Annotated in this window: 21 protein-coding genes, 3 pseudogenes and 1 riboswitch; of the genes and pseudogenes, 4 read left to right on the top strand and 20 right to left on the bottom strand. The window is 73.6% G+C overall.

Features of this window, described 5'->3' with window-relative positions; all coding sequences use genetic code 11:
* Positions 1-29: 29 nt before the first annotated feature.
* Together BCF33_RS13370 and BCF33_RS14130 are read right to left on the bottom strand one after the other, a co-directional pair.
* A complete protein-coding gene (locus tag BCF33_RS13370) occupies positions 30-494 on the bottom strand; it encodes a type II toxin-antitoxin system VapC family toxin (protein ID WP_158259433.1) in 465 nt (154 codons plus the stop codon).
* Entirely contained in the window at positions 491-748 is a 258-nt protein-coding gene (locus BCF33_RS14130; protein ID WP_158259432.1) for a FitA-like ribbon-helix-helix domain-containing protein, read from the bottom strand. The genes BCF33_RS13370 and BCF33_RS14130 overlap by 4 nt, the downstream gene beginning before the upstream one ends.
* A gap of 153 nt (positions 749-901) precedes the next feature.
* Between BCF33_RS14130 and BCF33_RS13365 the strand changes: the two genes are divergently transcribed.
* Complete coding sequence (locus BCF33_RS13365) at positions 902-1,969, top strand: NAD-dependent epimerase/dehydratase family protein (protein WP_106161730.1); 1,068 nt, start codon at positions 902-904, stop codon at positions 1,967-1,969.
* On the opposite strand, the gene BCF33_RS13360 is transcribed toward BCF33_RS13365, so the two are convergent.
* The 12 genes and pseudogenes from BCF33_RS13360 to BCF33_RS13305 form a co-directional block, all read right to left on the bottom strand.
* Positions 1,966-2,799: an ABC transporter substrate-binding protein gene (locus tag BCF33_RS13360; RefSeq protein WP_106161728.1), complete on the bottom strand. Its 834-nt coding sequence runs from the start codon at positions 2,797-2,799 to the stop codon at positions 1,966-1,968. The genes BCF33_RS13365 and BCF33_RS13360 overlap by 4 nt on opposite strands.
* Entirely contained in the window at positions 2,774-4,612 is a 1,839-nt protein-coding gene (locus BCF33_RS13355) for a TonB-dependent receptor plug domain-containing protein (protein ID WP_158259431.1), read from the bottom strand. Before BCF33_RS13355 ends, BCF33_RS13360 begins: the two co-directional genes overlap by 26 nt.
* Positions 4,613-4,742: 130 nt before the next feature.
* A riboswitch (cobalamin riboswitch) is annotated at positions 4,743-4,942 on the bottom strand.
* 138 nt (positions 4,943-5,080) lie between these two features.
* Positions 5,081-6,604 carry a mannitol dehydrogenase family protein gene (locus BCF33_RS13345; protein WP_106161726.1) on the bottom strand — a complete coding sequence of 508 codons (1,524 nt, stop codon included), beginning with the start codon at positions 6,602-6,604 and terminating at the stop codon, positions 5,081-5,083.
* Entirely contained in the window at positions 6,592-7,335 is a 744-nt protein-coding gene (locus BCF33_RS13340; RefSeq protein WP_106161724.1) for an L-iditol 2-dehydrogenase, read from the bottom strand. The genes BCF33_RS13345 and BCF33_RS13340 overlap by 13 nt, the downstream gene beginning before the upstream one ends.
* Positions 7,332-8,327 carry an ABC transporter ATP-binding protein gene (locus tag BCF33_RS13335; protein WP_106161722.1) on the bottom strand — a complete coding sequence of 332 codons (996 nt, stop codon included), beginning with the start codon at positions 8,325-8,327 and terminating at the stop codon, positions 7,332-7,334. The genes BCF33_RS13340 and BCF33_RS13335 overlap by 4 nt, the downstream gene beginning before the upstream one ends.
* A pseudogene (locus BCF33_RS13330) lies at positions 8,327-9,031 on the bottom strand (carbohydrate ABC transporter permease); the annotation flags it as partial. The gene BCF33_RS13335 and the pseudogene BCF33_RS13330, both read right to left, overlap by 1 nt.
* Positions 9,032-9,145: 114 nt before the next feature.
* Positions 9,146-9,295: pseudogene (locus tag BCF33_RS14515) on the bottom strand (carbohydrate ABC transporter permease); the annotation flags it as partial.
* Position 9,296: 1 nt separating this feature from the next.
* Positions 9,297-10,163: a carbohydrate ABC transporter permease gene (locus tag BCF33_RS13325; protein WP_106161720.1), complete on the bottom strand. Its 867-nt coding sequence runs from the start codon at positions 10,161-10,163 to the stop codon at positions 9,297-9,299.
* A gap of 68 nt (positions 10,164-10,231) precedes the next feature.
* A complete protein-coding gene (locus tag BCF33_RS13320) occupies positions 10,232-11,548 on the bottom strand; it encodes an ABC transporter substrate-binding protein (protein WP_106161718.1) in 1,317 nt (438 codons plus the stop codon).
* A gap of 83 nt (positions 11,549-11,631) precedes the next feature.
* Positions 11,632-12,663, bottom strand: coding sequence for a LacI family DNA-binding transcriptional regulator (locus BCF33_RS13315; RefSeq protein ID WP_106161716.1), 1,032 nt, complete (start codon positions 12,661-12,663; stop codon positions 11,632-11,634).
* A gap of 109 nt (positions 12,664-12,772) precedes the next feature.
* Positions 12,773-13,747, bottom strand: coding sequence for a ParB/RepB/Spo0J family partition protein (locus BCF33_RS13310; protein ID WP_106161714.1), 975 nt, complete (start codon positions 13,745-13,747; stop codon positions 12,773-12,775).
* Positions 13,744-14,949, bottom strand: a complete 1,206-nt coding sequence (locus BCF33_RS13305) for an AAA family ATPase (RefSeq protein WP_106161712.1) — start codon at positions 14,947-14,949, stop codon at positions 13,744-13,746. The genes BCF33_RS13310 and BCF33_RS13305 overlap by 4 nt, the downstream gene beginning before the upstream one ends.
* Before the next feature lie 565 nt (positions 14,950-15,514).
* On the opposite strand from BCF33_RS13305, the gene BCF33_RS13300 reads away from it, so the two are divergent.
* Positions 15,515-16,549, top strand: coding sequence for a replication initiation protein (locus tag BCF33_RS13300; protein ID WP_106161710.1), 1,035 nt, complete (start codon positions 15,515-15,517; stop codon positions 16,547-16,549).
* A 317-nt stretch (positions 16,550-16,866) separates the two neighbouring features.
* Here BCF33_RS13300 and BCF33_RS13295 read toward each other — a convergent pair whose 3' ends face one another.
* From BCF33_RS13295 to BCF33_RS14125, 5 genes are read right to left on the bottom strand one after another with little or no spacing between them, the layout of a single operon-like run.
* On the bottom strand, positions 16,867-17,364 hold the full coding sequence (locus tag BCF33_RS13295) for a hypothetical protein (protein WP_106161708.1): 498 nt from the start codon (positions 17,362-17,364) through the stop codon (positions 16,867-16,869).
* Entirely contained in the window at positions 17,361-17,903 is a 543-nt protein-coding gene (locus tag BCF33_RS13290) for a hypothetical protein (protein ID WP_106161706.1), read from the bottom strand. Before BCF33_RS13290 ends, BCF33_RS13295 begins: the two co-directional genes overlap by 4 nt.
* On the bottom strand, positions 17,900-20,701 hold the full coding sequence (locus BCF33_RS13285; protein WP_106161704.1) for a UPF0182 family protein: 2,802 nt from the start codon (positions 20,699-20,701) through the stop codon (positions 17,900-17,902). The genes BCF33_RS13290 and BCF33_RS13285 overlap by 4 nt, the downstream gene beginning before the upstream one ends.
* Positions 20,698-22,053: a DUF2254 domain-containing protein gene (locus tag BCF33_RS13280; protein ID WP_158259430.1), complete on the bottom strand. Its 1,356-nt coding sequence runs from the start codon at positions 22,051-22,053 to the stop codon at positions 20,698-20,700. The genes BCF33_RS13285 and BCF33_RS13280 overlap by 4 nt, the downstream gene beginning before the upstream one ends.
* Entirely contained in the window at positions 22,050-23,132 is a 1,083-nt protein-coding gene (locus tag BCF33_RS14125; RefSeq protein ID WP_158259429.1) for a hypothetical protein, read from the bottom strand. The genes BCF33_RS13280 and BCF33_RS14125 overlap by 4 nt, the downstream gene beginning before the upstream one ends.
* Before the next feature lie 510 nt (positions 23,133-23,642).
* Here BCF33_RS14125 and BCF33_RS13275 point away from each other — a divergent pair.
* Both BCF33_RS13275 and BCF33_RS13270 read left to right on the top strand, forming a co-directional pair.
* Positions 23,643-25,955: a hypothetical protein gene (locus BCF33_RS13275; RefSeq protein ID WP_106161700.1), complete on the top strand. Its 2,313-nt coding sequence runs from the start codon at positions 23,643-23,645 to the stop codon at positions 25,953-25,955.
* Positions 25,952-26,602, top strand: a complete 651-nt coding sequence (locus BCF33_RS13270) for a GntR family transcriptional regulator (RefSeq protein WP_106161698.1) — start codon at positions 25,952-25,954, stop codon at positions 26,600-26,602. The genes BCF33_RS13275 and BCF33_RS13270 overlap by 4 nt, the downstream gene beginning before the upstream one ends.
* On the opposite strand, the pseudogene BCF33_RS14120 reads toward BCF33_RS13270, so the two are convergent.
* Positions 26,581-26,934: pseudogene (locus tag BCF33_RS14120) on the bottom strand (hypothetical protein); the annotation flags it as partial. The gene BCF33_RS13270 and the pseudogene BCF33_RS14120 sit on opposite strands and share 22 nt — an antisense overlap.

Raw genomic sequence — 26,934 nt, 5'->3', positions numbered from 1 at the left:
GCGCCGCCGCATGCCGCCCCGCCGCCCGGCTAGAGCGTCCGCACCAGCCCGGCCATGTCCGCCACCGCGTCGGCCGCCCGCGCCAGGCGCGCGTCGGCGGTGACCACGCACGCGCCGAGGCGCCGCGCGAGCGCGAGGTAGAGGCAGTCGTAGACCGGATGGCCCATCCGCAGCGCGAGCCCCAGGGCGTCCGCGCGCAGCGCGTCGTCCTCGGGGTGGAGCCGGACCGGCCCCGCGCCAAATCCCGCCACGATCCCTTCGGCGTCGGACGCGTCCAGCCGGCCCCGCCGCGTCGCGGCCCAGAGGGCGTTCGCCATCTCGACCGCCATCAGCGCGGGGGCGGCCAGGGGCGCGTCGAGGCAGCGCAGGGCGGCCTCCGTGCCCTCCTCCTCCAGGAACCATTTCAGCGCGACCGACGTGTCGACGACGAGGAGGCCCGGGGACGAAGCCGGGGACGAAGCCGGGGACGAAGCCGGGACTCGGGCCGGGGTCAAGGCCGGCCGTCGCGCATCCCGCGCACGATCGAGATGGCGTCGCCGCCCTCCCCGGCAGCGGGGCGGCTGCGGCGGCGGACGTCGCCGGCCAGGGCCTTCCAGCGCGCCAGCTCGGCCCCGCGCCGCGTCCCGGCGACGGCCTCCTCCAGGATGCGCCGATGCTCGGCCTCGGCGCTGCGGCCGTTGGCCTTCGCCTGCGCCTTCAGCGCGGCGACGACCCACTCGTCGAGGTTGCGGACGATGAGCTGACCCATGGCGCGGCCCTTTCCCCGCGATTGCCGCTATCGATATGATAGCGCCCGCCCCGCCCGTCAACGCCCATCCCGCCCCGCACCGCCGGGACGCCCTGTCCCTCCGGCGCGGGGGGCCCTAGCATCCCCCCGGCGGCGAGAGAGGGGGGAAGGGCGATGAAAAGCCTCGTGATCGGCGGGACGGGCTTTCTGGGCGGCGCGATCGCGGAGGCGCTCGCCGCGCGGGGCCACGAGGTGGCGGTGCTGTCGCGCGGAAGCACGGCGCGTGCCCTGCCCGGCGGGATCGAGAGCATCCGCGCGGACCGGCACGGCGACCTTCGCGCGCTCGAAGGGCGCCGTTTCGACTGGGCCTTCGACACCTGCGCCTACGCCCCGGGCGATGTCGAGGCGCTGCTCGACGCGCTCGGCGGCCGGCTCGGGCGCTACGTCCTCGCCTCCTCGCTGTCGGTCTACGGGCGCTACGACGCGCCGGGGCTGACCGAGGCGCAGGAAGCGCCCGGCGCGGGGCCCGGCGACCTCGCGCGCGCGGCCGCGGTGCCGGTGGGCGAGCGGGCCTCGGCCGCGGCCTACGGGCCGTCCTACGGCCCCCTCAAGCGCGCCTGCGAGCGGATCGCCGGGGGGCGCCTAGGGGCGCGGGCGACCGCGCTGCGGATCGGCCTGATCGTGGGGGCGGGGGACTACACCGACCGCCTGACATGGTGGGTCCGCCGCCTCGACGAGGCGGGGCGCGGCGCGGCGCGCGCCCTGCCCGCCCCCGCGCCGCCCGACCGGCCGGTCCAGGTGCTCGACGTGCGCGACGCCGCGGACTTCGCCGTGCGCTCTGCCGAAGGAGGCCTCGGCGGCGCGTGGAACGTCACCGGACGGCCCCTGCCGATGCGCGACCTGCTGCGCGCGATCCAGGCCGCCACCGGATCGGCGGCCCGGATCCGGTGGTGCCCGCCGGCGGCCTTCGCGGCGGCCGGGGCCGAGCCCTGGACCGACGTGCCGCTGATGGCGCCTGACCTGCCCGCCTTCCGCCACTTCCTCGAGGTCGACGCCGGCCGGGCGCGCGCCGCCGGGCTGGCCATCCGCCCGCTCGCCGAGACGCTCGGGCCGCTCGTCGCCTGGGACCGGGCGCGGCGCGACGTTCCCCTCTCCTGCGGCATGACCCCCGCCCAGGAGGAGGGGGTGCTGAAGGCCGCGTCCGGCCCGCCGCCGGACGCCCCCGCAGTTCCCCCCGCCTAGGGCCCCCCGCCCCGGCGCGTCCGGGCCAGATCCTCGATCGCGCGCAGGACGAAGGGGGTGCCGCAGACCCAGTCCTGGTCGGCGATCCCCCCCCGCCGGCCTTCCCGAAGGGCACGCACCGCCGGATGGTCCAGGATCTCCTCCGAGCGGGAGGCGCCGGGATAGCGCTGGCCCGTGACGACGACCTCCGGCGCGGCCATCACCAGCACCTCCAGCGGCATCACCCCCCCCGCGGGGAAGCCGGCCTCCGCCGCGACGTTGCGAAAGCCCGCCGCGAGGAGGATCTGCCCCGCGAGGGTCCGGTCCCCCAGCGTGTAGCCGTTGGCGTAGTAGAGCGCGGCGCGCGGGCGGCGGCCCGTCTCGTCGCGCAGGGCCTCGAGGCGCGCCTCGAACCCGGCGGCGAGGGCCTCGGCCCGTTCCTCGCGCCCCAGGAGGGCGCCGACGCGGCGCAGGCCCGCCGCGACGTCGCCGAGGTCGGTGGCCGGCTCGAAGGTCTCGACCGGGATGCCCAGCCCCGCCAGCATGTCGGCCGCCGCCCGCCCCGAGAAGGATCCCGCGAGGACGAGGTCCGGGTCCATGAGGAAGATCTCCTCCGCCCGGCCGTGGTTCAGCGCGAGGTGGCGGGCCTCGCCCGCCATGGCCGAGACGCGCGGGTCCGCCGCGAGGTGCGAGACCGAGATCAGCTGGTCCTCGCCCGCCACCAGCATGGCGAGCTGGTCGGTGCAGGCGTTCATCGACACCACCCGGCGCGGCGCCCCCTCGCCCCATGCCGGCAGCGCCAGCAGGGCGAGGAGCGCGCCGATCCTAGAAGGCGCTGCGAAGGCCGACATAAAGTGCCCTGTCCGAGGTGTTGAAGCCGCCCGCCGTCTCGTACTGCTCGTCGAGGAGGTTCTCGATCCTGAGATAGGCCTCCGTCCCGGCCGCGAAGCCGTAGGACAGGCCGGCGCCGACCACCGTGTGGTCCCCGACGAGGTTGCCCTCCGGCGCGAACGCGGACGGCTCGACGTCCGCGACGTGCCGAAGGTCGAGCGTGCCGGCGAGGCGGCCGGTCAGGTCGCCCTCGACCCCGAGCAGCAGGTCGTGGCGCGGCACGAGGGCGAGGCGCTCGCCCTCCGTCTCGGCGTCCGTGTAGGTATAGGCGCCGAAGAGGGTCGCGCGGCCCAGCTCGTAGCGGCCCGCGACCTCGACGCCCCGGGTCTCGGTCGTGCCTTCCGTCTGCACGTAGCAGCCGAACCCGCTGCCGCAGGAGGTCGCGGCGCCGTCGAAGCCGATCAGGTCCTCGATCCGCGTGCGGAAGGCCGTCGCCTCGATCGCGCCCCGCGCGAAGCGCCGCTCGACCCCCAGCTCGAGGGAGCGGGCGTCCTCGACCCCGAGGTCCGGGTCGCCGAACGCGCTGAACCGCTCGAAGAGCGAAGGGGCGCGGAAGCCCGTGCCCAGGACGGCGCGGACCGTGGCATCCGGCCCCGCCTGCCAGGCGAGGGCGGCGCGTCCCGACACCGCGCCGCCGAAGTCCTCGGGATCGTCGTAGCGGACCGTCAGCGAGGCATCGAGCGTCGGGGCGGGACGGAAGCGCAGCTCGGCCAGGGCCGAGCTCGTCGCCGTCGCGCCGGTGGCCGCGTCCGTGTCGAACCCCTCCTCCGTGCGGTCGAGGCCGACGGACAGGAAGGTGGCCGCGTCGAAGGCGTAGGTGCCGAGATACTCGTAGCGCGTCCGGTCCCCCTCGAACCGGGTGGCGAACCCCCCCGGGTCGCGCCTGTCGCTGTCGAAGCGCGAGACGGCGAAGGCGTGGTCGATCCCGAACGCCTGCAGCTCGGCGAAGGCCCGAAGGCCCCGTTGGCGCGTGTCGTTGACCCCGCCGGCGTCCCCGAGGGGATCGAACTGGCTGGGCGCGGCCCGGTCGATCTCGACCGTCGCGTCCCGCAGGAGGGCCGAGACGCCCACCACCAGCCCTTCCGCGACCTCCCCCCGGCCCGAGAAGGTGAGGAAGGTCTGCTCGAACCCGTCCGCCTCGTCGTTGAAGGACCGGGCGGAGAACCCGTCCGTCTCGACGCGCGAGAGGTTGAAGGCCAGGCGCCCCCGGTCCGTCCCGTAGGCCATGCCGACGGCCGCCGAACGGGTGCCGAAGCTGCCGGCCTCGACCCGCGTCCCGGCCGAGTAGCCGGGGCCCGTCCCGACATCCGTGGTGATGTCGACCACCCCCGCGACGGCCTCCGACCCGTAGAGGGCGGACTGGGTGCCGCGGATCACTTCGACCCGGCCGATCCCGGCGGCGGTCAGCCCCCCGAAGTCGAAGCCCGTCTGCGTCGCGGAGGGGTCGGTCACGTCGATCCCGTCGATCCGCACCCCGACATAGCTGGGGCCGAGGCCGCGGATCCGCAGCGTCGTGCTGGCGCCCAGGCCCCCGTTCCGGCTGGCCGAGACGCCCGGCAGCGCGGTCAGCGCGTCGGCGAGGGAGAGGGGCGCCCGTTCCAGCGCCTCCTCGGTCAGCACGTCCACGGTGGTGCCGAGGCGCCCCTCAGCCTCGGGAAGGGCGGTGGCGGAGAGGACGAGCTCCCCGAGGTCGAAGGGTTCCTGCTGCGCGGCGGCGGGCGCCGCCAGGAGGATCAGAAGGGGCGCGGCGCCCCGGAGGGTCGGTCTGGTCACGGTCGGTCCTTCCCCGGCCATCGGCCGGCGGCTCGGAAGACGGGTATGCGACGCGGGGGGCTGGCCCCGCGCGCACGGCTCGCACACCTCGAACGGAAGGATCCGTAGCCCGCGCCGCGCCCCGCGACGGGTCAGGGTGATCGCTGCGGCAGGTCTCCTGGCTCGCGGGTCGGGGCTCTGCCGGGCCTTCCCGCCGCGGGACGCGGCAGTGGCTGGGGTCGGCATCGCTCGCCGCTCACAGTTGCGGGGGCAGCCGCGGCCTCGGCCCGAAGGCCCCACCGCGTTCCCTTTTCACCGGCCGGGGCCGGAACCGTAGCGCGGCTAGCTGGCGGAAGGACGCCCGCCCCGTCAAGCCCGAATCGCGGGGGCCGCCCGCGCGCCGCCGCCTCTCGCGCCGACGCGCCGGCCGGCGAGGGAAGGCGGATCGCGCGCCTTCCCGCGGCAGGCGGGCACGGCCCCTCGGCCGCTTCAGGGGCCCCCGGCGATCCCGGTGGCCCCCCCGGCCCCCCCGGGGCCTCCGATGCAGGCGCGCAGGGCCGCGCGGACGCCGCGCCCGCATATCGCGCGGTGCCAGGCGGCGAAGCGCGAGGCGAAGCGCTCCGCACGGAGGAGGTCGCCATAGACCTCCCTCTGCCGCAGCCAGGCCGCCGGATCGGCGCGCGCGGCGCGCGCGGCGGCCCGGCGCGCCTGCCATCGCGGGTCGTTCGGCTCGATCGCGGTTCCGTCCTCGCGCTCGCCCTCGCACATCCGCGCCCAGAGGGCCTCGGCCAGCGCGAGCCCGTCCAGGGGCGCGCCCGCGGCCAGTGCGTCGCGCACCGTGGGCAGCACGAAGGTCGCATGGCGCGCGGTGCCGTCGAAGGCGACGCGCCGGACCGTGTCGCGGATCATCGGGTTGGCGAAGCGGCGGGCGACGAGGTCGACATAGGCCGCGGGGGTCCGGTCCGGGACCGGGGCGACATGGGGCGCGGCCTCACCTGCGAGGACGTGGCGCAGGAAGCCGGCGAGGTCCGCGTCCGCCATGCAGTCCGCGATGGTGGCATGGCCCAGCAGCTCGCCCGCGTTGGCGAGGAGCTGATGCCCCGCGTTCAGGAGGCGCAGCTTCATCGCCTCGTGGTCGTGGACGCTCTCCACGAAGGTGACTCCCACCTCCTCCAGCGGGGGGCGCCCGTCCGCGAAGCGGTCCTCGATCACCCATTGGCGGAACGGCTCGTGGGTGACGGGGACGGCGTCCGCGATTCCCAGGGCGCGGGCCATGCCGCGCTCGGCCTCGCCGGTGGCGGGGACGATGCAGTCGACCATCGCGTTCGGGAACGCGCCCTCGGCCTCGATCCATCGCGCGAGCGTGGGGTCCCGCGCCGCCGCCAAGCGCAGCACGACCGCGCGCAGCGCCTCTCCGTTCCCCTGCAGGTTGTCGCAGGAGAGGCCGGTGAAGGGGCGGTGCCCGGCCGCCCGCCGCGCGGCGAGGGCCGCAACCATCGCTCCGAAGGCGGTGCGCGGCGCCCCGGCGCCCCCCGCGTCATGGGCGAGGTCGGCGTCGCCTTCGTCGAGCGCGCCCGCCCCGGTGCGGAAGTAGCCCCCTTCCGTCACCGTGAGCGACACGATGCGGATGCGCGGATCGGCCATCGCGGCGATCAGCGGCCCGTGCCCCTCCTCCACGGGCACGAAGCCCGCCATCGCGCCCGTCACCTCGACGGCGCGGTACTCGGGGTCGAGCTGGATCAGCGTCGTCAGCCCGTCCTGCGCCAGCAGGCGGCGGCGCATCAGAGCGTCGGCGGTGCGCACGCCGGCGCCGAGGACTGCCCAGTCCCGCGCCATGCCCTCCTGCATCAGGCGGTGGAGGTACCAGCCCTGATGCGCGCGGTGGAAGTTGCCCGTGCCGATGTGGACGATGCCAGGCGCGAGGGTCGCGCGGTCGTAGCGCGGGCGCAGGACGCCGGTCGGCAACCGGTCGAGATCGCGGTCCGACAGGGGGACCGGGCTCAGCTCATCCATTGGCCGCCGTCCACGTTGTAGCACTGCGCGACGACGTAGTCGGCCTCCGGAGAGGCCAGGAACACGGCCATGCCCGTCAGGTCCTCGGGCCGACCCATGCGGCCCGCCGGCACCGCCGCGGCGACCCGCCGCTTCTTCTCGCCGGGCTCCAGGCCCTCCAGGCGGGCGAACTCGGCGTCCACGCCGTCCCAGTGCTCGCCCTCCACCACACCGGGCGCGATGGCGTTCACGTTGATCCCGTGGCGGATCAGGTCCAGCCCCGCCGACTGCGTCAGCGAGATGACGGCCGCCTTCGTCGCGCAGTAGACCGCGACCAGGGCCTCGCCCCGCCGCCCCGCCTGCGAGGCCATGTTGATGATCTTGCCCCCCTGCCCCCGCGCGATCATCGCCCGCGCCGCCGCCTGCATGGTGAAGAGCGTCCCGGCCACGTTCACCGCGAAGGCCCGGTCGTGGTCCGCTCGCGCGACGTCCACGACGGGGTCGGCGGTGAACACGGCGGCGCCGTTCACGAGGATGTCGATTTCGCGGGGAACGGCGGCCTCGATGCTGCGGGGGTCCGTCACGTCGAGGCGGACCGCCCGCGCGCCCGGGATGCCTTCCGCCGCGGGGGAGGCGTCCGCGACGTCGCCCAGCACCACCCGCGCGCCCTCGGCGGCGTAGGCGCGCGCAAAGGCCAGGCCGATGCCGCGCGCGGCGCCGGTGATCAGCGCCGTCCTGCCCTCCAACCTCAAAGCCGCAGCCCGTCCGGGCCGAAGCGGTGCAGCTTGCCCTCCTCGGGCGCCAGCGACACCGGATCGCCGCCGCGCAGGGGCACCTCGCCGCCCGCGCGCACGGTGATCGTCTCGGCCAGGCCGGTGCCATGGACGTGGAGGAAGGTGTCCGACCCCAAATGCTCGGAGACCCCGACCGTGCCCCGCCAGGGCCCCTCGCCCACGCGGACGTGCTCGGGCCGGATGCCGATCGTGTGCGCGCCGTGCCGCCCGGCCTCCTCGCCCTCGACGAAGTTCATCCGGGGGCTGCCGATGAACCCCGCGACGAAGAGGTTCCGCGGGCTCCGGTAGAGGTCGAGTGGGGTGCCCACCTGCTCGATCCTGCCGGCGCGCAGGACGACGATCCTGTCGGCCATGGTCATCGCCTCGACCTGGTCGTGGGTGACGTAGATCATGGTGGTCGAGAGCTGCTCGTGCAGCTCGCCGATCTCCATCCGCATGCCGACGCGCAGCGCGGCGTCGAGGTTCGACAGCGGCTCGTCGAAGAGGAAGGCGGACGGCTCGCGCACGATGGCCCGCCCGATGGCCACCCGCTGGCGCTGCCCGCCGGAGAGCTGCCCGGGCCGGCGGTCCAGGTAGTCCGAGAGGTTCAGCGCCCTCGCCGCCGCCTCGATCCGCCGGGCCTGCTCGGCCGCGTCCACGCCGGCCATCTTCATCGGGAAGGCGATGTTCTTCCTGACCGACATGTGCGGGTAGAGGGCGTAGGACTGGAACACCATGGCGAGGCCCCGCCTCGCGGGGGGCGTGTCGGTCATGTCCAGCCCGTCGATCTCGATATGCCCGCCCGAGGTGTCCTCCAGCCCCGCGATCAGCCGCAGCAGGGTCGACTTGCCGCAGCCCGAGGGGCCGACGAAGACGCAGAACTCGCCGTCCTCGATCGCGAGGTCGAGGGGCGGGATCACCTCGACCTCGCCGAACGCCTTGCGCACGCCCTTCAGCTCTATCCTGCCCATTACTTGACCGCTCCGAACGTGAGGCCGCGCACGAGCTGCTTCTGGGCGAACCAGCCCAGGACCAGGATCGGCGCGATCGCCATGGTGGACGCCGCGGAGAGCTTGGCGAAGAATAGCCCCTCCGGGCTGGAGTAGCTGGCGATGAAGGCGGTCAGCGGCGCCGCGTCCACCGCTGTCAGGTTCAGCGTCCAGAACGCCTCGTTCCAGGCGAGGATGAAGCTCAGCAACACCGTGGACGCGATCCCCGGCACCGCCATCGGCGTCAGGACATGGACGATCTCGGCCCGCAGCGAGGCGCCGTCCATGCGCGCGGCCTCCAGGATCTCGCCGGGGATCTCGCGGAAGTAGGTGTAGAGCATCCAGACGATGATCGGCAGGTTGATCAGCATCAGGATCACCACGAGGAACGGCTTGGTGTCGATCAGCTGGAAGGTCCCGCCGCCCAGGGGGAGCCGGAAGGTCGCGATCAGGTAGATCGGGTAGAGCACCCCGACGGCCGGCAGCATCTTCGTCGACAGCATCCAGAGAAGGACGTCCTTCGTGCGCCGTGACGGCACGAAGGCCATGGACCAGGCCGCCGGCACGGCCACGAGGATGCCCAAAAGCGTCGAGCCGCCCGCGATGACCACGCTGTTCCAGAGGAACCGCATGTAGTCCGACCGCTCCTGCACCACGCGGTAGTTCTCCAGCGTCGCCCGGAAGAAGGGGCCGCCGGGGCTCCGGGCCCCCGCCTCCGGCCCGCCCGTGGCGTCCTCGGCCGGATCGTCCGCCTCGCCGGCCAGGATCGGGGGGCGCCCGTCCGCGCCGCCGACCAGGGGGACGAGGACGGGCGGGTTGGCGATGGCGTCCCGCTCGGTCTTGAACGAGGTCAGGATCGTCCAGGCGATCGGGAAGAAGATCAGCAGGGCGAGCGTCCAGGCCAGTGCCGTGAACGCGGCGCGGCGGGCGGGGGAGGCGGCGCGGGCCATCTCAGGCGTCCAGGTTCCGGCCGACAATCCGCATCAGGAAGATCGCGACGACGTTGGCCAGCAGGACCGCGAGAATCCCCCCCGCCGAACCCAGGCCGACGTTCTGCGCCTCCAGCACCCGCTGGAAGACGAGGTAGGTCAGCGTGCGCGTCCCGAAGGAGCCCCCCGTGGTCACGAAGATCTCCGCGAAGATCGACAGAAGGAAGATCGTCTGGATCAGGATCACGATGGTGATCGCCCGGGCGAGGTGCGGCAGAACGAGGTAGCGGAACCGCGCCAGCGGGGGCGCGCCGTCCATCTCGGCCGCCTCCAGCTGCTCGCGATCGAGCGACTGCACCGCCGTCAAGAGGATCAGCGTCGCGAAGGGCAGCCACTGCCAGGACACGATCAGGACGATCGACGGCAACGGCGCCTGCGTCAGGAAGTCGTAAGGCTGCGCCCCGAGGAGGCGCGCGACGTGGGAGAAGACCCCGTTCACCGGGTCCAGCATCATGTTCTTCCACACCAGCGCCGAGACCGTGGGCATCACGAAGAAGGGCGATATGACGAGGATGCGGACCGCCCCCCGCCCCCAGATCGGCTGGTCGAGGAGCATCGCGAGGAGGATGCCGAGGACCACGGTGATCGCCAGCACCGCGCCGACGAGGACCAGCGTCGTCCACACCGACGGCCAGAACGCCGAGGAGGTGACGAACCGCTCGTAGTTCCCGAAGCCCGCCCAGGGCTCGAACACGTTCCGCAGCGGCCGGTAGTCCGCGAACGAGAAGTAGAGCGTCATCACAAGTGGCACGAGCATCCAGCCGAGCAGGAGCGTGACGGCCGGGGCCATCATCAGGCGCGCTGCGGTGCGGGAGGCTTTTGTCGCCATGGGGGGCTCCGCCGGGACGGGTCTGGGTCCGGCGGGGCCCCGCGCGGGGGCCCCGCCGTCGGCATGGCTCAGCGGTAGCCCGCGGCCTCCATCTCCTCGTCGAGCATGGCGTCCACCTTCGCGAGCGCCTCCTCGGGGGTCTGCTGCCCGGCGAGCATCGCGGCGAACTCCTGCCCCGCGCTGGTGCCGATGCCCTGCCATTCGGGGATCGCCATGAACTGCACGCCCGTGTAGGGCACGGGGTCCACGGTCGGGCTGTCCGGGTCGGCCGCCTCGATCGAGCGGAGGGTCATCTCCGCGAAGGGGATCTGCCGGTACTCGGGCGTCTCGTAGAGCGAGGCGCGCGCCCCCGGCGGCACGTTGGCCCAGCCCTCGGCCTCGGCGACCATCTCGATGTAGTCGCGGGACGTCGCCCATTCGACGAAGCGTTTGGCCGCGTCCTCGGCGTCCGTTCCTGCCGGGATCGCCAGCGCCCACGCCCAGAGCCAGTTCGCCCGGATGCCGTTGCCCGCGTCCGGGGCCAGCGCGAAGCCGACCGAGTCGGCGACCTCGCTGCTCTCGGGGTCGGTCACGAAGGAGGCGGCGACCGTGGCGTCGATCCACATCGCGCAGCGACCCTGCTGGAAGAGGGCGAGGTTCTCGTTGAAGCCGTTGCCGGCCGCGCCCGGAGGGCCGGCATCGGCCAGGAGGTCGTTGTAGAAGGTCGCCGCCTCCAGCCATTCGGGGCTGCCGGCCTGGCTGTTCCACTCCTCGTCCACCCAACGGGCCCCGAACGAGTTGGCGATGGTCGTCAGCAGGGCCATGTTCTCGCCCCAGCCGGCCTTGCCGCGAAGGCAGATGCCGTTGACCTCGGCCCCGCGGTCGGTCAGCCGGCGCGCCGCGTCGGCGACGAACTCCCAGCTGGGCTCCTCCGGCATCTCTATGCCGGCCTCGTCGAAGAGGTCCGTGCGGTACATGATCATCGAGGACTCGCCGTAGAACGGCGCAGCGTAGAGCGTGCCGTCCGCCGACAGCCCCGCGCGCATCGGCTGGAGGATGTCGTCGACGTCGTACTCCTCCGAGAGGTCGTCCAGCGGCACGAGCCGCCCCTGCGCCCCCCAGATCGGCGCCTCGTACATACCGATGGTCATGACGTCGAACTGGCCGCCGCCGGTGGTTATGTCCGTGGTCACGCGCTGGCGCAGGACGTTCTCCTCCAGCGTCACCCATTCGACGTCGATGCCGGTCTCCTCGGTGAAGCGGTCGGTGTAGCCCTGCATGCGGACCATGTCGCCGTTGTTCACCGTGGCGACGGTGATCGTGGCGGCGCCGTCCTGGGCGAAGGCGGGCCCCGACAGGCCCGCGGCGAGGGTCGCGGCGGCGCCGAACGCGTGTTTCCTATGCATCTCGTCCTCCCTGATGACTTTTCGGGAAGCATGGGACGTCGTGATGCCGGACGTCAACTATGTTCTTTACACGGGCAAAGTTTCTAGGCCGAGGAGCGCATCACCAGCCGGCCGTCGAAGATCACCTCGCGCCGCTCGCCGGCCGGCCCGGAGCCGCCGCCCTCCATCACCGAGAGGAGCGTGGCGACCGCGCGCCCGGCCATGCGCTCGTAGTCCTGGGCGACCGTGGTCAGCGAAGGGCAGGTGAAGCGGGCGAAGGGGTGGTCGTCGATCCCCGCGACCCGCATGGCGCAGCCCTTCCCGATCCCGACCCGCACCCCCTGCCGGAAGGCCGCCGCCAGAAGGCCGATCGCCAGGCGGTCGTTGGAGCACAGCACCGTGCCGGACGGCGCCCCCCCGCCCTCCAGCATCGCCAACCCCCCACGCAGGCCGATCTCCTCGAACTCCCACCCTTCCCCGGGAACGGAGACCACCATCGGCTCGTGCCCGAGCCGCCCCATCGCCGCGGCATAGGCCGCCCGCCGCCGCCGCGCGTTGGGGTTGGGCGGATCGGCCATCTCGAAGAGGCAGGGCGGCGGGCCGCTGCGGCAGAGGTAGTCTACGATAGTGCCCACGGCCCGCCCGACGTCGAGGCCGACGAACTCGGCGCCGATGCCCTCGAGGTTGTTGTCCACCAGGACGGTCGGCACCTCCGCGGCGAACCCCGCGACCGCGTCGCGGTCCGATGCCCGCCCGAGCGGCGCCATCAGGGCGCCCGCGGGCTTCAGCGACAGGAGCGTGTCGAGATTCTCGCCCTCGCGCGCGCCGTCCCCGTCCGAGCTGAGCAGGATCGGCCGGAACCCCGCCTCGATGCAGAGCCGCTCGAGGATGCGGGCCAGCTCGCCGAAGAACGGGTCCGACAAGAGGGGCACCACCACGCCGATGTTGCGCGTCAGCCGCCGGTTCTGGTTCATCGCATAGACGTTGGGCCGGTACTCCAGCCGCTCGAGCGCCGCCTCGATGCGCGCGCGGGTCGATTCGCGGACGCTGCCCGGATCCTGGAAGTACTTCGACACCGTGGGCCGCGAGATGCCGCTGGCGGAGGCGAACTCCTCCATCGTCCGAACCCGTCTCATCGCCCCGCCCCCGGCAAGCCCGCGCCCGCGAAGACCTACGAGAGGGCCCCGGAGGGGTCAAACGGCCGGCGCCGCCTCTTCGCCGGGCCCGCGATTGCCCATGGGCAACTCAGTCGTACTCGGCCGCGAGGAACCCCTCGATCCAGCGCTGCGCCTCCTCGCCGGTGGCGTCCTTGGGCAGCTCGATCACCGTCCTGTCGCGCTTGCGGAAGACCGTCACCCCCTGCCCGCCGCCGGGCGCGTAGACCGTGCCGCCCTGCCCCGCCGCGGGCGCCCCGCCGCCCTTGCCCGCCTTCTGCAACCGCAGGAGGACCGCGGCGCCGTCGAGCAGGGGCTTGCCGTCCTCGCGCCGCATGGCCTGCACCGCGCGCAGCCCCTCGGCCTCGTCGAGGACGGCCTGCCGGGCGGGGTCGGCCTTCAGCAGGGGGGCCAGCGCGCGGGCGTGTCGCTCCTTCAGGTGGGTCAGGTCGGCATAGGCCTCGACGACGGCGCGCGGCAGCTTGGCCAGCTGCAGGTAGCGCGACAGCCAGGCGGGCGAGACCTCCAGCCGCTCGGCCATGCGCTTCTGCTCGCCCCCGTAGTAGAGCTTGACCGCCTTGGCGTAGTCCCGCGCCCGCTCGAAGTCGGAGATGTCCTCGCGATCGCGGTTCTCGATGTCGGCGAGGCGGAACGCCTCCTCGTCGGAGAGGTCGCGCACCTCCACGAGGTACTTGAACTGCGCGTAGCCGTTCGCCCTGAGCCACGAGACGGCGAAGTGCCGCCGGGCGCCGCAGATCACCTCGTAGGGCGCGCCCTCCTCGCCCGTGGCGCGCACGATGGCGGGGAACTCCTGCCGACCCTGGGCGCGGATGCCGTCGATCAGGTCGCGGCAGCGGGCCTCCGTCAGCAGGTCGTACTCGCGGTTGTGCCCCTCCCACATGCGGCAGAGCGCGGGGTCCACCCAGTGCAGCGTCTTCTCCTCCAGCGTGCCCGACACCCGCGCGTCCAGCGCGTTGGCCCGCTTGAGGAAGCGCGCGCCCCCCCTGCCCTTCCCGGCCTCCTCGCCGATGTCGAGGTTGCCGTAGACGTCCGAATGGCGGCTCATAGAAGCCCCTCCCTCTCCAAGGCGGCGCGGTGGCTGGGCCAGGTCTTGCGGACCAGCAGCTCGGTCTCGCGCCCGACGGCGTCGAGATAGGCCCGGCACCGGCGGTGCGTCTCGGTCCGGGTGGCGGGCCCGGCGATCTCGTAGACGGTCTTCAGCGCGGCCGTGGCGTTGTCGATCTCGGCGCTGTCCTTCAGCACGGAGGCCATCATGTCCTCGGGGAAGACCTGGTCCATCATCCGCCGGATCGCGACATGGGCCGATTTCTGGTCGTTCACCTTCGTCGCGATGATCTTCACGAAGTCGTAGTCCCGCGCCCCCCCCATGCGGCCCAGCTCCTCGAGGGTCGAGGAGAGCATCTTCAGGAAATGCGCGGTCGAGCCGAAGTCGACCGTGTTGGGCGGCGCCGGGATCAGCAGCGCCGAGGCCGCCCGCAGCACGCTGAGCGAGATCATCCCCAGCGCCGGCGGCGGGTCGAGGAGGACCACGTCGAACCCGTCCTGGATCGTCTCGATCCCGCGGCGCAGCCGGTCGAGGACGAAGGACTGGTCGCGGGCCATGCGGGCGGCGAACTCGTACTCGGCGTCGTAGAGGCCGAGGTTCGCGGGGATCAGCGCCAGCCCCGGCCAGTAGGTCGCCCTGAGCGCGTAGTGCAGCGTGGTCGGCCCGCCATGGCGGAAGAACGGGTAGAGCGTGTCCTCCTCCTCGTCGACGTCCACGTCGGGGTTCAGGCCGAAGATGCTGGTGGTGCTGGCCTGGCTGTCGCAGTCGATCACGCAGACCCGGTAGCCCTTCAGCGCCAGGAACTGCGAAAGATGCGTGACCAGGGTCGACTTGCCGACCCCGCCCTTGAAGTTCTGGACCGCGATCACCGCCGGGGGGTCGCCCTCGGCCCGCCAGGGACGGGTGCCGAAGACGTCGCGCATCGCGTTCACCTCGGCCAGGGAATAGCCCAGGCGCCGCCCCGTGCCGGGGTTCACCTCGGGCGCGGGAAGGCGGCCGTCCCCTTCGGCGTCGCGGATCGCCTTCTCCGTGCGGCCGACCATCTCGGCGGCGGACTTCACGTTGAACCGCAGCTCGAGCCGCTTCTCGGCGTCGGGGGCGTACACGCGCGAGCGCAGGGCCTCGATCACGCGGCCGGCCCGGCCGGCGAGGCGGTCGAGATCCTCCTGCGTCATGGGGGGAAGGGGGGTGCGGGCATCCATGGCGCCAGACTCACCCCCGCGCGGCCGCCGCCGCAAGTGCGGTTTTCGCCGCCGGGGGCGTGGAAAAGCGATAGTGCGTCGAAGGTGGCCGATTTACCGCACCGAAGGGCGCGATCCTCCGCCGGACCACGCGCCGCCGCCGCCGGAAAGCGTGCGAGCGGCCCTGGGCGCCCCTTCGATCCACCGAATCCCAGATCGAACCCCTTTCGTTCTGGATTCGGGGATTCGAAGGTTCTTCGGCCGCGCGGCCAACGGGGCATGGCCATGGCGCCCTTCGCGCTTACGGACGGGGATGGGGGCGCTTACGAACGGGGAGGGCGGCGCTTACGGATCGGGACCGCTGGGCTTACCGATCGGGGAGGCTGCCGAAAGCTTACGGATCGGGTGCCCCCGCACGGTGCGAATCGCCCTGCGCGATAGGGCCAGCATGGCAAGGCGTTGCGAATCGCGCCGCGCGGCGCACGGTGCGTTTACGATTACTTATCGGGTGGGCTGCATCCTGGGGCGCGCGTGATATGCTACGCCCCGTGGCTTACGGATGTAAGCGCAGCCGTGAAAGGGAACGATGGCCCGCACCGTCCGCCTTCGCACCGTCGAGGCCCGTCCCAACGCCCGCAGCCTCGTGAAGCCCGGCGAGCTGGTCGACCTCGTCGAGGTCACGCCGCTGACCCTGGCGGACCGGCGCATCTACAACCAGCTGCTCGAGGCGGCGTGGGACGCGATCGACAAGCCCGTGACCCACGTCATCGCCAAGGCCGACCTTCGCGGCAGCCACAACAGCAACGACCGCGTCGGCGAGAGCGTCGAGCGCCTGATGACCGCCATCGTGAAGGTGCAGACCGAGGTGGACGGCGAGCCCGCGGTCGAGCGGGTGCAGCTTCTGGGCGGCAACCTCGAGACGCTGCGCCGCGACGGCCTGCTGGAGTACGAGATCCCCGCCAGGCTGCGGCGCATCATCGGCCATTCCACCGTCTTCGCCCGTCTTCAGCGCGAGGTGATGTTCGCGCTGTCCTCGAAATACGCCCTGACGCTCTACGAGATGGTGCAGAAGCGGGGGAACCTGCGGTGGAAGTCGTCGGAGAGGTTCTCGCTCGACCAGATCAGGGGCGTGCTCGGGGTGCCGAAGGGCAAGCTGACCACCTGGTCGAACCTGAACCTCAGGGCGATCACGCCGGCGGTGGCGGAGGTCAACGCGCTCTCGGACTACATGGTCGAGATCGTGCCGGCGAAGACCGGCCGCCGCGTCACCCATGTCGAGCTGCGCTGGTGGCGCAAGGACGGGCAGGGGGGCGACGCCGCCGCGCGCGAGCGGTCCGTCGCCCGCGGCGGGCGCGAGGAGCGCGAGGCCGCGCGCGCCGCCGATCCGGTCCCGCCGGCGGCGGGGCAGGGGGGGCGGCCCCGGCCCGCCTGGCTCGACCGGGTGGGCGAGGCGCTCCGCACGGAGACCTACGAGACCGCGCGCCTGCGCCACCCGGGCTACGACGTCTATTTCGTCGAGGCCGAATGGCGGGCCTGGGCCAAGGGGCGCGAGGCCCCGAAGGACCCCGACCGCGCCTTCCTCGCCTTCCTCCGCAAGTACGCCGAGGCCAACCCGCTGTGACCGGCCCCGCCGATTGCCCATGGGCAATCGGGCCCGACATGGCCCCTCCCAGCTTCCTTGAGCTGGGCCGGACGACCTGCGTTCCGGCGCCGCGCCACCCGGCCCGCCGGTCCACCGCGTCCCATCCCCTCCGGGCCGTCGGTAAGGCCCGCGGCGGGGCCGTCGCCCGCGCGCGGCATGCCGTGCCCGAGGAGTGGCTTATCCCGCGACATCAGGCCCTTATCCGGGATCGGCGGCCGGCGCGCCGGCCGTGCCGCGGATGCGGGACGCCCCCGCCCGGTTCTCGCCCGTCGCGGCGGGGCCGCGGGGGGGCGCCGTCACTCCGCGCGCGGGCCGGCCTGCCGTTCCCAGAAGGCGGCGCAGGACGCCTCGAAGCGCTGGCCCAGCTCGGCCGCCTCGACGGCCTCGGGGAACTCGGCCTGCTGCGGCTCGACCAGGGCGCGCAGGGCCTGGAAGCGGGCGGCGCGGGCGCGGTGGAACTCGCGCAGCTCGCGCGCGCGGGTGACGATGTCGGCCGGGGCGACGACGCCCGCGAAGGACGTCCCCAGAAGGTCCGAATGCCCCTTGCGCGCGGCCATCCGGGCGCGCAGCGCCGCCTCGCCGGAGGGCGTCACGAGGAAGACGCGCTTGGACTGCCGGCCGCGCCGGTCCTCGCGCGACTGTATCAGGCCGGCGGAGGCGAGGCGCGCCTGCTCGGCGTAGAACGGATCCTGCCTGCGCTCGTCGTGGCGCTCGCCGTCGGCGCGGCGGATCGCGAAGACGAGGATCGCGAGCACGAAGAGGAGGAAGGCGACGAGAAAGGCGATGGCGATCATTCGGCGGCTCCTTTGAAGGTCAGGGGGGGTTCGGGGGCGAGGGCGGGGGGCGGCAGCACGGCCTTGGCCGCGTCCTGCCAGAACGCCAGGCAGTGCCGCTCGAACCGGACCCCCATGCGCGCGGCCTCGAGGGCGTAGCGCCATTCGGGATGGTCGCCGAGAAGCTCGACCACGCGCTCGTACTCGGCGAGGCGCTCGGCGTGGACGTCGATGCGGCGGCGGGCGACGACCACGCGGTCCTCGGGCACGCCGATCTGGCCGAAGAGCCCTTCGAGCAGGCCCGGGTCGTTCGAGGGGTTGCGCAGCCAGGACCGCAGCTCGGCCTCGCCGGCGGGGGTGACGGCGAAGACCGACTGGCCCTGGCCGCGGCGGAACCTCTCCTCGAAGAGGAGGCCCTGCTCGGCGAGGGCGCGGGGCGTCGCGTGGAACGGCTTGTCCTCCTGGTCGTAGCCCTCGCGGCGGTCCCAGCGGCGCAGCAGCCCGGTCACGAGCGCGGCCATCAGGAAGAAGAGCAGCAGGACGACGAGAATGGTTGTCATGGATCGGTTCCTCCGTCGGTTTCCTCGTCCAGCGCGGCGGCGAGCGCCGCGTCGAGCGTGTCGCGCATCAGCACCCGGTCGCCGATCAGCAGCACGACCTTCTTCAGCTCGGGGATCCCCGAGAGCGGGTCGAGCAGCAGGTTCGGCGCCTCCGACTCGTCGGACTGCACGAAGAGCGGCTGGACCCAGGCGATCCCGTCCCCCGCGGGCACCATCAGGATGTCGCCCCGCGACACGCGCGAGCCCGACTGCATCCGCAGCGTCGTCCAGGCCGACACGCGCGGGTCCTGCGCCATCCGGGCCTGCGCCTGAGAGGGGCCGAGCACCGTGCGCGTCGCCGGGAACTGGTAGGCGGTCAGGGTGCCGTAGCGGTCGCCGTCGCTGCCGCCCACGAGGTAGCCGGTCATCACGTTGCGCTCGCGCGGGGTGAAGGCGTGGACGATCCCGAACTCGCCCCCTTCCGCGCCTGCGGGGAACCGCGTGAGCAGCCAGACGGGCCGCAGGTCGGGGTGGCGCTCGGGCTCGAGCGGGGTCGCGCGCTCGTTGCGGCGGGCGATGAAGGCGTCGTCGGGCGGCACGCGCCAGACGGACTCGTCGGTGTAGAAGGTCTCGGGCTCCTCGACGTGGTAGCGGCGCCAGACCATCGTCTGCATCGCGAAGAGGTCCTCGGGGTAGCGGAAATGCGCGGCGAGGGGGGCGGGCGCCTCGGAGAAGGGGCGGATCACCTCCGGGAAGGCGCGCTTCCACGCCTCCGTCAGCGGATCGCCCTTCCCGACCTCGTAATAGGTGACGGTGCCGTCCACCGCGTCGACCGCCACCTTCAGGCTGGCCCGGACGAAGTTGACCGGACCGCGTAGGGGCCGCCCGGCGTCGGGGAACACGCCCGGGATCAGGCTGGCCCGGGCCCGCGGCGCGGTCAGGAAGTCGTAGCTGACCGGGTCGATGCGGCGCGAGTAGGGCATCATGTCGGAGGTGACGTAGACGTCCGCGATCCAGACGACGCGCCCGTCCACGATCGCAGGGTAGGCGTCGTCGCCGATTTGCAGGAAGGGCGTCGCGCGGCCGGCCCTCTCGCGCACCTCGCGGTGCATCAGGAAGCGGGTGTCCCGCAGCACGAGGTCGCTGAGCACGAGGCGCAGGTCGAGGAAGCGGATCGCCAGCGCGAGGCGGTCGAGGCGCGGCTGGAAGCCCGGGCCGTCCCCCTCCTCGTAGTCGCGGGCGTCGTCCTCGGGGCCGGTCTCGGCGCGCGCCTCCCACCAGGGGCCGATGGGGATGCCGCCCTCGCCGTCGTAGAGCGTGACGGCGTAGGAGCCGATGTCGGCCGGGCCGGTCAGCTCCTCCGTGCGGGTCCGCGCGAGGACGTATCCCGTCGTCCTCTCGGAGAAGTAGAGGCGCCCGTCGGCCCGCCGGGCGGCCTCGATCCCCGCGGCGGGCAGGTCGCCCATCAGGAGGCGCGGCAGGTCGGGATCGTTGGGATGGGCGCCCACGAGGCCCGTGCCGTGGGTGTAGACCATCCGCCGCGCCTGCCAGCGCTCGGTCACGCCGCCGAGGTCGACCTCGCGCGGGGCGACCATCAGGGCCTGCGTCCGGCCGTCCACGACGTAGCGGTCGGCGTCCACGTCGCCGATGTCGTAGTAGCTGCGCAGGGCCTGCAGCTCGTTGAAGACGACCCGCAGGGTCGCGGGATCCCAGAGGCGGAGCTGGGCGAGCGTCTCGCGCGCGTCGGCGGGCAGCGCGGGCTCGCCCGTCAGGAAGTGCCGCTCGACCCCTTCGAGGTCGTAGCCGTAGCGCGTGAAGGCGATGTGATCCTCGAGATAGGGCATCTCGCGCTGCATCTCCTGCGGGTCGACGAGCAGGAGCTGGAAGAGCAGCGGGTAGATCCGCACCGCCAGCAGCGCGGCGAGCGCCACGAGGACCAGCACCGCGAGGAGGACCGCGAAGACCGGCCACCAGAGCGCGAGCGCCAGCAGCGCGGCCGCCGCGAGGGCGGTCCAGCGGGTGATGTTGTAGGCGACGAGGCTGGCTTCGGCGTCCGTGTAGCCGAGGCCGGTGACGGCGCCGAACTCGGAGAAGGAGAGGAGCCGGTGCTCGAGCGTGACGCCCCAGTAGACGAGGAGGAGGCACATCAGGATCAGCACGGTCAGGTGCAGCCTGACGAAGAACCCCGCCACGAGGCCGGGCGGCACCGGCACGAGCCCGCCGAACACGAAGGCCACGAGGCCCGTCGCCACCAGCGTGACGAGCGCCACCACCGTCAGCAGCCGGTGCACGAAGAGCTGCAGCGGCAGCTCGAACATGAAGTAGCCGAGGTCGATGTCGAAATAGGGGTCGGTCCGGCCCCAGTCCTCGCGCACGTACCACAGGATCGCCGCGTCCCAGCGGTCGATCGCGATGATCCCGGCCAGGAGGCCCGCGATGAAGGCGAGCAGCACGATCAGCCGGACGACGATGTTCTCGATCAGCCGGCGGACCCCTTCGGCCCAGAAGCTGGAGTGGCGGAAGCCGGCGTGGATCGGCGAGAGCTTGATCACGAGGATCACGTTCGCGGCGAGGAAGACGAAGACGACGACGAAGGTCGCGACGAAGAGGATCGCCTTCGTCAGGAGGATGCGCCGGTAGGTCACGAGGTAGCCCAGCTCCTCGTACCAGCGCCATTCGGTGTAGAAATAGGCCGCGAGCCAGATGCAGATGCCGAAGGCGATCGACGCGAAGAGCCACGGGATCAGCTTGATCCCGAACGCCCCGAGAAGGCCCGCCGGCGTGGCGGGCGCGGGCGCGGAGGGGGCCGGGCCGATCATGCCGCCGCCCCTTCGGCCCCGAGGGTCCGGGCGCGTTCGTCGAGATGGCGGCGCAGCTCGGTGATCTCGGCGAGGGCGCGGCGGCGGTCCTGGTCGAGGGTCATCGCCTCGCGCAGGTGGGCGGCCAGCTCGCCGGCCTGGTCGCGGGCGCAGCGCAGCACCTCGCGGTCCTGCGCCGACCAGCCGAGCTGCCACAGCATCCGCACCAGCCGGCGGACGACCGACGGGTCGTCGGCGGCGGCGAGGCGGATCGGCGAGACGACGAGGTCGAGATAGTCCGCGAAGCCCGGGCCGGGCACGATCAGGCGCGCGCGGCCCTTCTCGTCGCGGATGGTGCGCCGCCCCAGGGTGCAGAGCGCCAGCTCGCACAGGACCACCTCGGCCGAGCGGATGGCGCCGCGGGTCGTGGTGGGGTCGTTGATCGCCGGCGAGGAGGCGCGCAGCGCGATGTCGACGATCTGCGTCAGCCCGAACGTCGGATCGCGCGTGAGCGGCCGCGCCGGCCCCACCGTGAGCGAGGCCATCACCCCCCGCGCCACGCGCGCGGCGTCCGGCTCGCCCCCGGCGCGGACGGCCCAGATCCGCGCGACGGGCGTGCCCGCGACGAGCTGCTCGCCGATCATGGGCAGCAGCTCGATGCCGATGCCCTCCTCGGCGGCCAGCTCGAAGAGCTCGCGCTCGTGGATCATCTCGACCACCCCGCCGCCCATGGCCGGGACGGTCCGCGCGCCCGGCGGCGCGGCCGAGGGGCCCGGATCGCCGGGGATCTGGCGGCGGAAGCAGCTGCGCACGGCCCCGAGGGTCGTGTGCTCGAGCGTGCGCAGGATGTGCTCGACCCGCATCGCCTGCACGATGTGGTTGATGAAGTAGACGAAGCCGCCCACGGTCATCAGCGCCAGGAGGAACGCCACCGAGACCGACAGCGTCGGCACGATCCCCTCGTCGCCCCGGATCGTCCGCACCGTGGCGAGGCTGTAGACGAACGAGAAGATGAAGAGCGACATCACCACCTGCGTGCCGCGGTCGCGGATGACCTGCTGGGGCACCCGGGGCGAGTACTGCGAGGCCGCGACCTGCAGCGCGACGATGGTCACGGAGAAGACGAAGGTCGCCACCGTCAGCGAGGTCGAGGCCACCGTCTGCACGAGGTCGCGCGCGCCGGCCGGGCCGCTCGTCGTCAGGAGGCCGCCCATCGAGGCGGGCAGGTTCTTCGGCGGCGCGATGTCAGAGGCCGCCGTGACGGCCGCCGTGACGGTGCCGCCCAGCATGGCGAGGGCCGGCAGGATCCACACCGCGCGGCGCAGGTCCGCGGCGGCGAGGCGCAGGCGCCGGACGGCGCGGCGCCCGCTCATCGGTCCGCCCCGGCGAGGACCAGCGCCTTCGGCCCGAGGCGCGGCGGGTCGCTGATCGGCAGGAGGTGGGGGCGGCCCCGGTTCGTCCAGCGGTCCTCGTAGCCGAGGTCGGCGGCGACGCGGCGGGAGACGGCCTCGATGAAGCCGACATGGTCGAGCCATTCGACGTAGCGGTCGTGCAGGTCCTTCTCGGGGCCGTCGTCGCCCTCGAGGAACCGCTCGGCCAGGGGGTCGCCGCCGGGGTGCAGGCCCTCGTGCACGGCCTGCAGCGCCTCGGGGGTCAGCGGGGCGGGGGGGCGCGCGCCGGGGCCGTCGGGGAAGGCGTCGAGCGTCTCGGCGAGCGAGCGCAGGAGGCGGCGCGAGGGCGCCATGCGCCTGCCGGTCGAGGTGGGCGCGGTCGCCCCGGCGAGGCGCCGCAGGACCCAAGGCAGGCTTTCCTCGAACTCCTGCGGGCGGACGTAGTAGACGACCGGATAGGTCTTCACCCCCTCCAGCATCGCCGCGAGCGCGGCCTCGACCGCGTCGGGGTCGGGCCGCGCGCCTTCCTTCCGGCGGGCCCAGAGCTGCACCGCGAAGGTCCGCCGCTCGAGGATCCGCTGCTGCAGGCCGATGAAGTAGCTCGCCGCGAGGGTCAGGACGAAGCCGCCGGCCAGCGCCTCGACCGCCACCATGGCCGAGTAGCCCCTGTCGGAGGGCCCGATCTCGACGAAGCCGATCGTCGACAACGCCACGAGGCTGAGCCGGAGCGCGCCCGGCAGGTCGGTCCGGGACTCGGTCACGACGCCGTCGATCTCGCCCGCGACGCCGCCGGCGAAGAGGAACGCGAACCCCAGGAGGACCGCCGTGATCCACAGCATGATGAGCGCGGTGATCATCAGGGGCGCCCCGAGGGAGAGGAAGCTCTGGCGCGAGGGCGAGGGCAGGAAGCGGGCGAGCGTGCGCAGGACGTTCCAGCAGCCGCGGTAGATGAGGCCCGAGATGCTGGAGCGGCCGTTGGCGCCGAGCACGGTGGTCAGGATGTCCACCGCCACCACGGCGAGGATCACGAGCCCTGCGAGGGATGCGACGATCGGTATCATGGAGTCGTTCCTATTCATGCCGTCGCAAAGCGGTTGCGCTTCGCCAATCGGCAGCTAGGGTCCCGCCATCCCGATCAAGCCGAATCGGTCGTATATGAACGATATATCACCATCCGATTCGTATATCCGTTTCGACGGCGCGGCCGACGACATGGAAACGATCCCCATCATGTTCACATGATTGTGCCTGCGGCTGATCGTCATACCCTTTACGTGTCAGTGGGTTAACAAAAGGTTATGGGCGATACCCTCGCCGTTTTGGATTAGGTCGAGAAAGAGGGGCCGGCTATCCTGCCGATTCGCCCACAAATCCGTCCCCAGATCGATTCCCCGACGTCTGGAGATTCGTTTCGAATTACCCTTGAATGGCTGCCCGGCCCGCCTCCCATTCAGGGCGCGGACGCCGTTTGGAACGAGGGCGGCAATTCGATCCGCGACCGCCCGGCCCACTTGCGGGGGCGCCGGCCGCCGATGGCCGCCGGACCCCCGAGCACCCTGAGGAGACCGTCGATGCCGACCAAGGACGCCCTGCCCGCCGCACTCCTTCTCGCCGCCTCGGTGGCGATCCCCGCGCCCGTCCGCGCCCAGTGCGACGAAGGCTCGCCCGGGACGGGCGACACCGTGACCTGCGCGGGGGCGCTGGACCCCGACGGGATCGTAGGGCCGGACGCCGACCATGTCCGCGTGCGGATCGAGGCGCCCTCGGGCGGCATCTCGGTCACCGGGGGGCCGGGCGTGCAGCTGCGCCACCGGGCGATGGTCGACGTGCCGTCCCAGTCGCAGCGCCCCGTCACGACGAACGGCGACGGCGCCCCCGCGATCGACGTGCGCGACCGGGCCGAGATCGCGGTGGGGGGCGTCGTCTCGACGGCGGGCGAGGCGTCGGTGGCGATCCGCGCGGGCCGGGAGTCGGAGGTCGACGTGACGGGCCGCGTCACCACGGGCGGCGGGCGGTCGGACGCGGTGTCCGTCGGCGCGCGCTCTCGCGTCACGCTGGGCGAGGGCGGCCGGATCGCCACCCAGAACTCGGAGTCGCACGCGGTCGTGCTGCGGGGGGCCGGGGCGCGGGTCGAGGTGGGGGAGGGGGCCATCGTCACCACCTCGTCAGGACGCTCGAACCCCATCGTCGCGCGAGGCGAGGACGCGACGGTCGAGGTGCGGGGGCGGGTCGCCTCCTCCTCCTCGGAGGCGACGGCGATCCGCCTCGTCGGGGACAATGGGTCGGTGATCCTGCGGTCCGGGGCGGAGGTCTCGGCGCAGTCCTCCGGCTCGGACGCGGTGGCGTCGTCGGGGCGGGGCGCGCGGATCGAGGTGGAGCGGGGCGCGTCGATCGCGGTCTCGTCCAGCGCCTCGCGGGCCGTGGTCGCGGGGCCCGGGGGCGAGGTGCGCCTGGCGGGCGAGCTGCGGGCCAGCTCGTCGGAATCGGCGGCGGTCGAGCTGGGGGACGGCGCGACGCTGACGGTCGTGCCGCGCGGCACGATCGAGACCTCCTCCTCCGAGAGCCAGGCCGTGCGCGTCCACGCGGACGCCGCAACGGCCGAGATCGTCGTCGAGCGGGGCGGGCGCGTGAACGCGGTCGGGGCGCAGGGGATCAAGTCGCCCGGCGCGTCGCAGGACAGCGTCCGGATCGACGGGACCCTCCTCGCGGGGTCGTCCGAGCCGCCGATCGAGCTGGGCGGCGGCGACGACGAGGTGTTCGTGGGCGGGGCCCTCATCGCGGGCAGCGCGTCGCCGGCGATCGACCTCGGCCCCGGGGCCGACAGGCTGGAGTTCGGCCCCCGCGCCCGCATCGAGGTGCCGGGCCCGGTGATCGCCGCGGGCGGCGAGGGGCAGGACGTCCTCGTCCTCTCGGGGAGCGGGACGTTCGACGCCTCGCAGTTCCGCGGGTTCGAGACGATCGAGGTCGGCGGCTCGCGGAGCGGCGGGTCCGGGGATGCGGCAGAGGAGGGCGGCGGCAGCGGATCGGGCGGGGTTGGAGGCAGCGGATCGGGCGGGGCTGGAGGCAGCGGCCCGGCCCCCGGCCCGGCCCCCGGTCCTGACGGGTCCGGGAACGCGCAGGCCGCGTCCGCCGGTGGGCAGCGGGAGGAGACCGCCGAGGCGAAAGGGGAGGACGGGGAGGACGGGGAGGGGGGCCTTTCCGTTCCCTTCGCCTCCGAGCTGGGCAGCGCCGCCGAATCGGCGAGCGAGGACGCCGGCGCCGCCGTCGGCGCGATGACGGACGCCGTGAGCGAGGGTCTTGGCGGGGGTCTGGGTGGGGATCTGGGCGGGGGCGCCGAGGGGTCGGGCGGCGGATCGCCGGAGGACGGGCAGGAGAACGGGCAGGGCGAGACGGGGCAGGGCGGGACGGGGCAGGGCGCTCCGGAGGACGCGGAAGGCGGCGGGAACGGCGGGCTGGGCCTTCCTTCGGCCTCGGACGTCGAGGGCGTCGTGGAGGATATCGGCGGGACGCTCGGCGGCGCCGAGGGCGCCGAGGGGGCGGCGGACGAGGAGGGCGGCGAGGCGGACGCGCCGGAGGCCGAAGGGCAGGGCGGCGAGGCGCCGGAGGCCGGCGCGGCGGAGCAGGGGGACGGCCCCGACATCGGAACCCCGCAAGGCGAGGCCGCGGCGGCGAGCGCCTATCCCGCCTTCGAGGCCTGGGCGCAGGCGCAGCCGGAGGGCAGCACGGTGCTGCGGGTCGTGGGCGACCATTCGGAGCTGGACCTCGTGGTGGGGGAGAACGCCTCCGTCATCGTCGCGTCGGGCGCGCGCGTCGGCGCCATCGCCTCCGAAGGGGGCGACGTCCAGATCGAGGACGGCGCCGTCGTGAGGAGTTTCAGGCCGTGAGCGGCGGCATCCGCATCGATCCCGCGGGCGTCCCCCGGCGGCCCGTCCCCGGCGCGCCGCGCCCCGAGGCGCCGGCGGGCATCGCCGCGCCGCGGCTTCCGGGGGGGCTGGCGGGCCGCGTCGAGCGCAGCCTGCGCGCGGCGATGCACCGGCTGGAGCTTCGACCGGGCCAGCACCTCGGGATCGGTCCGATCGCCGACGGCCACGGCGTCAGCGCCGTCCCGGTGCGCGAGGCGCTGATCGCCCTCGTCGCGCACCGCCTGGTGGAGCACGCGCCCGCCCACGGGTTTCGCGTCAGGCCCGTCCCCTTCGCGGAGGCGGAGGACCACCACATCCTGATCCGCCTGGCCCTCGGCGAGACGATCCTGCGCTTCAAGGACCGGCCGCCGCCCTTGCCCGGCCGCGCCGCCGGGCTGCCGATCGCCGACCGGCTGGTCCTTCTGGGGCGGGAGACGCTGGGCCTCGCCGTGGGCGCGGCGCTGGTCCGGTCGGTCGACGTGATGCGGCCGGTCTGGAACGCCGGGGCCGGCGCCGACGTGCCCGGAAAGGGGCGGGGCGGGGCCGGGCTGCCCCTCGTGGTGGAGTTCGCCCGCCTCGGCCGGCGGCTGCCGGAGATCCACGCGGCCTACGAGAGGCTGATCGTCTGAGCCGCCCGGCGGCGCCCGGTCGCGCCGCCGCCCCGTGGCGCGCTTGCCCCGTCCCCCCGCGGGGACCGGGCCGGCCGCGCGGCTGCCGCGCCAGCACCCGTCTCCTCGGTCCCCATCCCCTCGGCCCCCGCCGCGTCCCTGATCCGCATGACCGTCTGCCGCGAGGTGCCGTGCCGGCGGGCCAGGGCGGCGACGCCCTCGCCCGCCGCCAGCCCCTCGCGCACGGCGGCGCGCGCCCGCGCGCTCAGCGAAGGGGGCCGCCCGATCCGCTTGCCCTCCGCCCGGGCGCGGGCGAGGCCGGACTGCGTGCGCTCCACGAGCAGGTCGCGCTC

It is taken from the genome of Hasllibacter halocynthiae, assembly GCF_003003095.1.
In the GTDB taxonomy this organism is placed as follows: Bacteria; Pseudomonadota; Alphaproteobacteria; order Rhodobacterales; family Rhodobacteraceae; genus Hasllibacter; species Hasllibacter halocynthiae.
This window is presented reverse-complemented; position numbering and strand designations above follow the sequence as displayed.